Source organism: Pseudoalteromonas shioyasakiensis (assembly GCF_019134595.1).
Taxonomy (GTDB): domain Bacteria; phylum Pseudomonadota; class Gammaproteobacteria; order Enterobacterales; family Alteromonadaceae; genus Pseudoalteromonas; species Pseudoalteromonas shioyasakiensis_A.
This window is the reverse complement of the sequence record NZ_CP077770.1, coordinates 583,202-594,029: the sequence shown is the minus strand read 5'-3', so window position 1 is coordinate 594,029 and position 10,828 is coordinate 583,202. Positions and strand designations below refer to the sequence as shown.

The window sequence follows — 10,828 nt, the reverse complement described above, 5'->3', positions numbered from 1 at the left end:
AGATTAATCTTAGCTTAAGTTAATGAGAGAGGGGATGAAAAGCAAGAAAAAAGCCAAGCAGTTTTAGTAGAAAACCAACTTGGCTTTAATAATATTGACTTAGAGCATATCTAAGTTAAAAAAATAGCAATTAATTGTGCTTAATTAAGCCGTATTCTTTATCTAAAATAGCGATTACTTCACTACGTGGGTCGCTTGGAATAGTAATTTCTTGACCAATGATTTTACTCGCAATGCCAACGTAAGTATCAGACACTTCAAGCATCACTGATTCTGGCAAGGTGTAGTCTTTAGCAAGCTGCTCACGCTCGTCCATGCGGTCTTTATTTAATAACACATCGCTGTCTGGCACGTTATTAATTAATAACTGGCGGAAACCCTCTTTTGAGTTTTCAATGATTTTACCGTCACGGTAAGCTGGGCCATCCCAGATACGTGATGAATCAGGCGTGCCAACTTCATCAATGTAGATAAGCTTATCTGATCCATCAATGTCTTCAACATAACCAAATTCAAATTTAGTATCGACAAAAATTTGGTCAAGCTGTGCAAGTTCATCACTGATCAGCTTAAAGCCTTCAACAAGTAGTTGCTCATATTTAGCGACATCGTCTTCAGACTTGAAGTTAAAAACAGATAGGTTATTGGTGATGTTTTCACGAGTAATGTTCACATCATCTACTTCAGGAATGTCAGTAACACCTGTGATAATGCCTTTCGTTGATGGCGTAATTAAAACATCATCTAGCTTTTGGTTCGCAGCGAGTCCCTCTGGTAAATCAATACCACAGAAATTACGCGTGCCTTTCGCATAATCACGCCACATACTGCCAGTAATATATTGGCGAGCAATGGCTTCAACTTTTACAGTACTTGCTTTACGCACAATCCATACATAAGGGTGTGGAATATCAACAATATGGTTACCAGCAAGGCCTGCTTTATCAAATAACTTAAACCAATGAGATGCCACAGAGTTTAGCGCGATGCCTTTACCAGGAACACCATTTAAACCGTTTTCACCTTGCCAAATACAATCAAACGCAGAAATACGGTCAGAAATAACCATAATAGCTAGCTCAGTTCCTTTTGGAACTTGATAACCTTTGTCATTAATTAAACGAGCGCTGTCTTCATCAGTTAACCAATAAACTGAACGCACTTTACCACTGTGTACCGCACCTTTAGTACGGATCGGTAAATCATCGTTTACGTCTAAAACTTTATAGCTAGTCATGCTATCTCCGATAGTATTTGGCATGCTCTTGTGAGCACATGTATGGGATTGGGGTTATGGCCGCCTATAATAATCTAGACGCCTTGAAAGCTCAATCATTGCACTATCATCAGCAGCCTGCGGATGCGATAAAAACCATAAAAATTTAAACTTTCAGTAATTTTGCTGTCATAAACATTATTTCGCTATACTAGTGCCCTCGAAATAGGAGGTTTTCTTGGATTACTTAGCAGCTACCGCAGAAAAAAGATATTTAATGTTTATTTCGCAGAACTATTCGTACGCGATCTTACGCCCATTACAACGGGAGATTTTAGCCCGTGGCGGTGAAGTTAAATGGTTTTTACATGGGAAAACTGTAAATCGTGATTTTCTTGATGAAAGCGAGCAAACCTTAGATAGCGTTGAGGCTATACACGATTGGCAACCCGATGTACTTTTTGCACCTTCTAATAGTATTCCCACTTTTATACCTGGCGTTAAAGTTGGTGTATTCCATGGCTTTGATGCGGGGAAGTTAAATAGCAAAGGCCAAAATGACCATTTTAAAGTTAGAGGTTGTTTTGATTTGTACTGTACGCAAGGTCCAAATACTACTGCACCTTTCCAAGCTTTAGCTAAAAAGCATGGCTTTTTTCAAGTAAAAGAAACCGGCTGGCCAACACTCGATCCTTTTTTTAGTGAGATTAAAAACAATCCATACAAAAACCTAGACGACAACAGAAAAACCTTATTGATTTGCTCGACTTTCTCAAAGCGCCTTTCTCTTGCTCCTAAATTATACGAACAAATAAAAGCATACAGTGAGCAAGGCAAGTGGCGAATTTTGGTGCAGTTTCACCCGAAAATGCCAAGCGAGCTTGTTGCGAAATACAAAGCGCTTCAAAATGAGAATCTTACCTTTGTCGAGACCGATAATGTATTACCGCTATTACAAGCGGCAGATGTCATGCTATGTGATACCTCGTCTATTTTGTTGATGTTTATCTTACAAAGAAAGCCTGTTGTTACTTTCTGTAACCAAGCACCTGGCGAACACTTAATAGATATCACTGATGCCGATAAGCTAACTGAGGCGATAGATTATGCCTTTACACGACCAGCTGAATTAATGGAAAAAATTGAGCAGTTTTGTCAACAGCTTCACCCTTATCAAGACGGCTTATCGAGTCAACGTGTACTTGCTGCAAGCAATGAATTACTATTGAGCAATCCAGCACTTAAGCCAAAACCACGTAACTTTATTCGTAACTTTAAGATGCGCAAAAAATTAAATTACTGGCGATGGTAACAATTGATAGGTCGTTATGATCACGCTTGCAAATGTGCTATTCAAGTGGCACACAAAACAACCTGAGCCGACGATCAATATTACTAAATTAGATATTGATCAAGGCGAACATGTTTTTCTTCACGGTCCGAGTGGTTGTGGTAAGTCAACGTTATTATCCCTGCTTGCTGGTGTCACAGTGCCAACACAGGGCAATATCGAGCTTCTTGGTAAAGCAATAAACCAACTTAGTAATAGTAAACGTGACCGTTTTCGTGCCGACCACATAGGGTATATTTTTCAAAACTTTAATCTATTACCTTATTTATCCCCCATTGAAAACGTGACCTTAGGTTGCCAGTTTTCAAAACAAAGGCAAGAAAACGCATTAAAAAATAGTACAACAATGGCCGCTGAGGCAAGTCGCTTACTCACTGCTTTAGGACTAAACGACGCCTTGCAGCATCAAGCAGTTGCACAGCTGAGTATTGGTCAGCAACAAAGAGTTGCCGCAGCGCGAGCCTTTATTGGCAGCCCTGAAATTATCATCGCAGATGAACCTACCTCAGCACTCGACACACAAAATCGCCAAGCCTTCGTAAAATTGTTATTTGAGCAGGCAAGCGCAGCAAATAGCACGCTAATTTTTGTTAGCCATGATGAAACATTACAAACGCTATTTACCCGTAGTATCAGCCTTGTTGAGTTACAAGGAGGCACAGATGCTACTCATTAAACTCGCCACAAAAAGTTTATTAAACCGAAAGGCCAGCGCCCTACTCACCCTGTTTACCATAGCTATCAGCGTAATGTTATTGATGTCGATTGAACGGGTTCGAGTTGATGCTAAAAGTAGCTTTAGCAATACAATTTCTGGCACTGATTTAATTGTCGGTGCGCGTACCGGTGATATCCAACTACTGCTGTCTTCGGTATTTCGCATTGGCCATGCAAACAATGGTGTGAGTTGGAAAAGTTACCAGTACATCACTGAGCAAAGGGGTGTGAAATGGGCGATTCCTATGTCACTTGGCGACAGCCATAAAGGTTTAGCTGTACTTGGTACAAATAAAGACTATTTTGAGCATTATCGCTTTGCTAAAAAGCAGTCGTTAAGCTTTTCACAAGGTCATGAATTTAATCATTTATTTGAAGTTGTATTAGGTGCTGAGGTTGCCAATACCCTTGGCTATCAACTTGGTGATGAAGTGGTGATTGCACATGGCATGGGTAATACCAGCTTTCATAACCATGACGATAACCCATTTAAAGTGGTCGGTATTCTAAAACCAACGGGGACACCTGTTGATAAAACCCTGCATATTCCACTTGCAGCAATTGAGGCAATTCATGACGGCCATACTCATCAGCATGAAGCCGCTCAGGCTGATGCAAATGACCACGACCACGACCACGACCACGACCACGACCAGCATAATGATGTTGATTTAGTTGGTACTCCAAAACAAATAACCGCTTTTTTACTTGGTTTCGATTCACCACTTTATACCTTACAAGTACGTCGTAATATCAACCAATACAAAGATGAAGCACTGCTGGCCATCATGCCGGGGGTTACTTTGCGTGAACTATGGGAAATGCTCTCTATCGTTGAAAAAATCTTGCTGTTATTTTCTATTGTTGTGGTGCTGATCAGTTTGCTTGGCATGTTAACTAGCCTGCTTTCAAGCTTAAATCAACGCCGCAGAGAACTTGCAATTTTGCGCTCTGTTGGCGCAAGACCTTGGCATATCTTCACCTTGATCAGTGTCGAATCATTACTCATTACAGGGCTTGGCTGTATTGTTGGTATCGCATTATTCTATGCTTTAATGCTACTCGGCGCAGATTACTTGCAAAGCCATGCCGGAATAAGCCTAAATATAGCCTTATTGTCATCCTATGAACTCATGCTTTTAGCTGCGATAATGGTCGCAGGCTTTATTGTTGGGTTAATTCCCGCAACTCGCGCGTATTTCTACTCTCTTGCTGATGGTATGAGTATTAAAATTTAAGGAATGTTATGCCGTTTTTTCGAAAATTCGTCGCTTTAGTCGCATTAGTTGTGTGTGCTGGAGCTAATGCTGGCGCACCTAAAGAAATCTTCTGGGAAGATTTAATTCCAAAAGGTCATGTGCAAATCGATACCCAAGCGCAAGCAAACCATGAAGGCTCTGAACAAAACTGGGTGCAACCAGACCTTGATGCTCCCGTGGTAAAAGAACTTAATGGTCAATCAGTGAGTTTGCCTGGTTTTGTTGTACCACTAGAAGGTGATAGCGAAGTGATCACCGAGTTTTTATTGGTGCCTTATTTTGGTGCTTGTATTCACGTACCACCACCGCCGCCTAACCAAATTGTGCATGTCACTATTAAAGACGGCGTACCAATCGAAAGCCTGTACGATGCGATTGTCGTGACTGGCGTTATCAGCACCGAAACCTGGTCTGGTGAAATTGCTCAAGTTGGCTACAAGATGAAAGCCGTTGGTGTAGCACCATTTGAGTTATAAGTTTTTAAATGAGCATGCTTTTGCATGCTCTTTAAATTAATCCACCACTTTTTCTTTTTCTAGTTCCTGTTCGCTTAATTCATACCATCCGCCACCAAGGGCTTTATAAAGCGTTGCTAGGCTTTGCAAACGATCATTCTTTGCCTGAGATAACGCTATTTCTGCTGAAAATAACTGCCGCTGTGCATCCATTAAATCAAGGGAACTGGCAACACCATTGCTATATCTTAGGCGTGCTAAGCGATAGTAATCTTGGCTACTGAGCACCAAGCTTCTTTGCGCATCATAGCTTTGCTCTGCCGACTGATAGTTCGAAAGCTGATTGCTCACTTCTTGCAGTGCCACCAGCACTGTTTTTTGGTATTGAATACTTGCCTGATAAGCCCGTTGTTCCGCCACCGTTAAATTTGCCTGATTGCGTCCCATATTAAATATTGGCATTAACAGCTCTGAGCCCAGCAACCAAACCTGCGAATTACTGGCAAGCAAATCACTAAAATCAGTACTTTCACTGCCATATTCGGCATACAACTTAAGTTTTGGGAATAAGGCCGCTTTTGCGACCCCAATTTCAGCCATGGCCGCTTGCCATTGATACATTGCTTGCTGCACATCTGGTCTACGCTTTAACAGTTCACTAGGTAGTCCTGTGGGTAATTGCTTAGGAAGGGTTTGCACAGATAACTCATTCCCCCCTTGCACATCAGCATTGGCATCACCAATCAAAAACTTTAACTGATTAATAATCCGCCTTTCACTGTGCTGTAAAGGAGGGATCTTCACTTTCGCTGACTCTAATTCAACCTCGGCTTGGCGCTGTTCTAGGCCTGAAATAATACCGCCTTTTTTACGAATACGCGCAATTTCAAGCTCCTTCTCGCGAAGCTTAATCGTACTCAGGCTAATATTTAATTGCTCTTCAACTTCTTTGAGGGCAAAAAACTGCTGCGCAACATCAGCAATCAAGGCGAGCTGCAACGCGTTTCTTGCTTGCTCTTGGCTATAATAATTTGCCAATGCGGCTTCGCTTGCACGTCGGTTACTACCAAATAAATCTAGCTCCCAACTTAAGTAACCTTTTAAATCAAATGTATTTTCAGGGCTGCTATTGAGCTCTTCTTCTCGCTCTGAGGTAAGCCCCATGCTTACATCAGGCCATAAATCGGCATCGGTAATCCGATACTGAGCTCGCGCTTCAATAATTTTCGATTGCGCAATTAACATATCTTGGTTGTTAAGAAGCGCTTGGCTGATTAGTTTTTGCAAATGTAGGTCGTTATATATTTGCTTCCAGCCCGCTAAAGCCTCCGACTGAGGCGTTGCTGTTGCGCCCATAAAATTAGCAACTTCACTATGTGCAGGTGCTTCAAAATCAGGCCCTACAGCACAGCCATGAATGCAAGCGAAACAAAGCAATGGCAACAATTTATGCATCGACTTGCTCCTCTACTACTTTAAAGGCCGGTGTTTGCTGTTTTTTTACAAACCGTGCAGCGGTAATAAAAAACAGTGGCACTAATATAATGCCGATAGAGCTTGCCAGTAACATTCCCCCTAAAATAGGCATAGATACCGACTGCCGACCAACCGCTCCGGGGCCAGAGGCAAGCACTAACGGCAAAACACCAAGCACAAAAGAGGCTGCAGTCATTAAAATAGGCCGAAAACGAGAACGGGCGGCTTCTATTGCTGCATCAGCGGCATCCATACCTTCTTGATAAAGCTGATTTGCCACCTCAACAATCAATATAGAGTTCTTTGCCGCAAGACCTATTAAGGCAATAAAGGCGACTTGGAAAAATAAATTGTTTTCATGCCCCGTCACTAAGGTCAATACAGCGGCTCCTAACATAGCAATCGGGCTTATTAGTAGTACAGCAAACGGCAAGCTCCAACTTTCATAGAGTGCTGCTAAAAATAAAAATACAAACACGATAGCAAGGCTGATAGCGATACTTAGCTGACCCGATGAACGAATTTCTTGATAGGTTAATCCCGTCCATTCATAGCCAAGGTTAGGCGGTAGTTTTGCCATTTCTTCTTTAATTACGTTAATTACATCACCCGATGCATAGCCTTCAGCTGGCGATACATTCACCATGGCACTGGTAAACATATTAAAGCGATTTATCGCAGACGGGCCGGTTGTTAAATTTAACTTAGCAAGCACATTTGATGGCACCATAGCGCCATTTTTTGAGCGCACATAAAATTCGTTAAGGTTTTCTGGGCGCGCCCTAAACTCATCTTCAGCCTGAACTTTAACCCGATAAACTCGGCCAAATAAATTAAAGTCATTAATTGTTGATGAGCCAGTAAGCACTTTCATTGTGCTGTATACATCAGCAATCGGCACCTCTAAGGCCATGGCTTTTTCTCTATCTAACTCCAAAAATAGCTGAGGTACAGAGCCACGCAGTGAGCTACTTGCTTTAGCAACTTCAGGGCGGTTATTTAAATTTGCCAGTAATACCTCAAGCGATTCAACCAGGCTTGTTAAATTACCACCCGTTTTTTCTTGCAGCGCAAACTCAACGCCAGAACCCGAACCAAGCCCCGCCACAGCTGATGGCTGAAACACATTAAATTCAGCATCGGGAATGGCATAGAGCTGCTTACGAATATCATTCATCACACTTGTGACCGTAAAACCTTGCTCTGCACGGACTTGCCAAGGTTGTAAAATCACCTCCATTTGACCGTGCGACTGTGCACTACCAGCACGGCGGTTTTCACCGGCTAGCGTGAACGAATAAGCCACCCCCGCATGGTTCATAACAAATTGGTTTGCTTTACTTATCACCTCATTGGTACGTGAAACCGTTGCCGCATCTGGCAAGGTAATATCAACAAAAAAGCGTCCTTGATCTTCTTGTGGCATAAAGCTACTTGGTAATTGGCTAAACACAAAGTAACAACCACCTACCATTATAAAAAAGCCAATATAACTTCGTTTTGCTTTTTCGGAGCAGACCTTAACAAGCCAGGTGTATTTTTCGCCAACACCTTCAAGCCAGTTATTAAATTTAACAAAAATCTTATTGTTTGATGGGGGGCTAGGTTTTAAGAAAATCGCACATAAAGCGGGGCTCAAGGTTAGCGCAACTAGGGTTGAAATGAGTACCGCAACGGTAATTGAAATCGCAAACTCTCGGTACATAATGCCCGTAATACCGGCTAAAAAAGACACCGGAACAAACACTGCAGCAAGTACTAAAGAGGTTGCTACTATGGCGCCTGAAAGCTCTGTCATCGCTTGCTTAGTAGCAGCAACTACCTCCATATTTTGCTCGTTGATCAGTCGCTCAACACTTTCGACCACCACAATCGCATCATCAACGACGATGCCGATTGCCAACACCATAGCCAATAAACTGACATTGTTTATGGTAAAACCAAATGCAGCCAAGGCGATAAAGGTACCTACTATCGACACTGGCACAGCTAAAGCAGGTATTAAAGTCGTTCGCCAGTTTTGCAAAAATAAATACACCACTAAAATCACTAAGATCAGCGCTTGAATAAGGGTATTGATCACCTCATTAATCGATAGCTTGATAAACTCAGAGGCATCATAAAATAACTGCCACTTCACTCCCTTCGGAAAAGCCGCGCTCAGGCGATCCATCTCGGCCTTTACACGCTCAGTAACCGCTAATGCATTAGAGCCTGGTAACATATAAACCTGCAAAATAGTGGCTGGCTGTTCATTAAGTTTTGAATTTAAAGTATACGCAGACGACGCCAGCTCAACCCTTGCGACATCTCGCAAACGGATCATCGAGCCATCGCTATTCACTCGCAGCATAATGTTATTAAACTCATCAACCTTATTAAGCCTTCCTTGTGCCCGCACCGGAAAATTAAGCTTAATTGCATCGCTCATTGGCTGAGCCCCGATCTCCCCAGCAGCGGCCTCTTTATTTTGTGCTTTGATTGCTGCGGTCACATCATTCACGGTTAACTCGTAGCCCGCTAAAATATCAGGCTTTAACCAAACCCGCATAGCATAAGAACGCGAGCCGGTATTACGCACTTTACCAACCCCCGGAACACGCTTTAAAGCCGCCTCAACATTGATGCTGGCGTAGTTACTCAAATAGATTTCATCATAGCGAGGGTCGTCAGAGGTCAGTGCCAGTTTCAAAAGCTCAACGGAACTTTCATTAGACACATTCACCCCTTCAGTTTGCACATCAACAGGTAAATTACTGCCAGCTTGGCTTGCTGTGTTCTGTACATCAACAAGGGCGAGATCTGGGTCGGTGCCAACATCAAAGGTGAGTGTAATTCCAACACTGCCAGAATTAGTTGCCTTTGACTCCATATACAACATATTCGGCGTGCCATTTAATTCTTGCTCAAGTGGAATGGCTACCGACTCCGATGCGGTCTCAGCCGTTGCGCCAGGGAATGAAGCAGACACTTTAACCGACGGCGGAGCAATATCAGGGTATTGATCAATCGGTAGAGTAAAGAGCGAGACCAAGCCTGTGAGTAAAATAACTAACGAAATAACGATAGCAAACACTGGACGCTTGATAAAAAAATGCGAAAACATAGTTAAGCTCCCTGCTTATTTTTTTCATCATCTTGTTTGCTTGGTTTATCTGGCGCCAGTGGAATAGTGCCCGTGTTTGGCGTTAATCGGCGTTTTTCAAACTCGGCTAACGAAATCGCTTTTACTTGCTGACCATGACGAATGCGATGCAAACCTTTCACCACTACTTGCTCACCGGTACTCAAGCCACCGCTGGCAACAATTCCTTGTTCACCGTAATGCTCAACAACAATAAAGCGCCGCTCTATCTCACCTGAATCAAGTACCACCATCACATAAATACCACCCTGTTCCACTTGGGTGGCTTCCTCAGGGACGACAATGGCATCTGTAAGCTCAGATAATTTAATCCGTGCTTTTGTATATTGCCCAGGTAATAGCTCACTATTAGGGTTAGGCAGTTTTGCTCTTACTTTAAAGGTGCCCGTTTTAGGGCTAATTTTAGGATCGGTAAAACTCACATCACCCCAATATCGATACTCGCTGCCATCAGGCAAAGAAATACGTACGAAGCCTTCTAGCGCCTTGCCTTGTTGTTCGGCTTGTAGCTGCTCCATCATGCTGGTCATACGCCGCTTGGCATTCAAGTAATCAAGTGCCGACATATTAAAATTAACGAAAATAGGGTCTATTTGCTGAATGGTAGTAAGGAGTGAAATACCGTTACTGCCGACCAAAGCACCGAGATCGGCTTCAGAGCTACCAACCATGCCGCTAATTGGCGCCGTAATACGGGTATATTCTAAATCAAGCTTGGTTTCTTCAAGTTCTGCTTGGGTTGCTGATAATGACGCTTGCGCTTGCTCTTGGATAGAAATTGCATTGTCGTAGTCGAGCTGACTTGCTGCATCTTGCTCGTAGAGGGGTTTTAAACGAGTAACATCGCGCTTTGCTTTTGCCAGCGCTGCTTGGTCTTTTTGTAGTGCGGCTTTAACGCGATTAAGCTTAGCTCGGTAGGGTCTATCATCAATGGTGTAGAGTAAATCACCTTCGTTTACCCAACTACCTTCAACAAATTCAACACTTTGTACAAAGCCGGTGATCCGTGCGCGTACTTCAACATCAAGTGATGCGTCTGTACGCGCCACGTAATTTCCATACAGCGGCACATCAAACTGCTTAACCTCAGCGGTAACCACTTCTTCAACGATAACTTGAGGTTGCTCTTTAGAACAACCAACCAGTGCCGCCAAGCACACGCACCCTATAACGTATTTGTTTAATAGCATACAACCTTCTCATTCCTTA

8 protein-coding genes are annotated in these 10,828 nt (G+C 42.8%); 4 read left to right on the top strand and 4 right to left on the bottom strand.

Features of this window, described 5'->3' with window-relative positions; translation table 11 throughout:
- Window positions 1-130: 130 nt before the first annotated feature.
- Entirely contained in the window at window positions 131-1,237 is a 1,107-nt protein-coding gene (locus tag KQP93_RS02855) for a phosphoribosylaminoimidazolesuccinocarboxamide synthase (protein WP_217875742.1), read from the bottom strand.
- 217 nt (window positions 1,238-1,454) lie between these two features.
- On the opposite strand from KQP93_RS02855, the gene KQP93_RS02850 reads away from it, so the two are divergent.
- From KQP93_RS02850 to KQP93_RS02835, 4 genes are read left to right on the top strand one after another with little or no spacing between them, the layout of a single operon-like run.
- Window positions 1,455-2,528, top strand: a complete 1,074-nt coding sequence (locus KQP93_RS02850; protein WP_254907708.1) for a CDP-glycerol glycerophosphotransferase family protein — start codon at window positions 1,455-1,457, stop codon at window positions 2,526-2,528.
- Window positions 2,529-2,544: 16 nt separating this feature from the next.
- On the top strand, window positions 2,545-3,243 hold the full coding sequence (locus KQP93_RS02845; protein ID WP_217875741.1) for an ABC transporter ATP-binding protein: 699 nt from the start codon (window positions 2,545-2,547) through the stop codon (window positions 3,241-3,243).
- A complete protein-coding gene (locus tag KQP93_RS02840) occupies window positions 3,230-4,522 on the top strand; it encodes an ABC transporter permease (protein WP_217875740.1) in 1,293 nt (430 codons plus the stop codon). The genes KQP93_RS02845 and KQP93_RS02840 overlap by 14 nt, the downstream gene beginning before the upstream one ends.
- Before the next feature lie 8 nt (window positions 4,523-4,530).
- Window positions 4,531-5,019 carry a DUF3299 domain-containing protein gene (locus tag KQP93_RS02835; RefSeq protein ID WP_054552700.1) on the top strand — a complete coding sequence of 163 codons (489 nt, stop codon included), beginning with the start codon at window positions 4,531-4,533 and terminating at the stop codon, window positions 5,017-5,019.
- A 36-nt stretch (window positions 5,020-5,055) separates the two neighbouring features.
- On the opposite strand, the gene KQP93_RS02830 is transcribed toward KQP93_RS02835, so the two are convergent.
- From KQP93_RS02830 to KQP93_RS02820, 3 genes are read right to left on the bottom strand one after another with little or no spacing between them, the layout of a single operon-like run.
- The gene (locus KQP93_RS02830; RefSeq protein ID WP_217875739.1) at window positions 5,056-6,453 is read right to left on the bottom strand and encodes an efflux transporter outer membrane subunit; all 1,398 of its coding nucleotides are present in this window, start codon (window positions 6,451-6,453) and stop codon (window positions 5,056-5,058) included.
- Window positions 6,446-9,580, bottom strand: a complete 3,135-nt coding sequence (locus tag KQP93_RS02825) for an efflux RND transporter permease subunit (protein ID WP_217875738.1) — start codon at window positions 9,578-9,580, stop codon at window positions 6,446-6,448. The genes KQP93_RS02830 and KQP93_RS02825 overlap by 8 nt, the downstream gene beginning before the upstream one ends.
- Window positions 9,581-9,582: 2 nt before the next feature.
- Window positions 9,583-10,809 carry an efflux RND transporter periplasmic adaptor subunit gene (locus tag KQP93_RS02820; RefSeq protein WP_217875737.1) on the bottom strand — a complete coding sequence of 409 codons (1,227 nt, stop codon included), beginning with the start codon at window positions 10,807-10,809 and terminating at the stop codon, window positions 9,583-9,585.
- Between the last annotated feature and the right edge of the window lie 19 nt (window positions 10,810-10,828).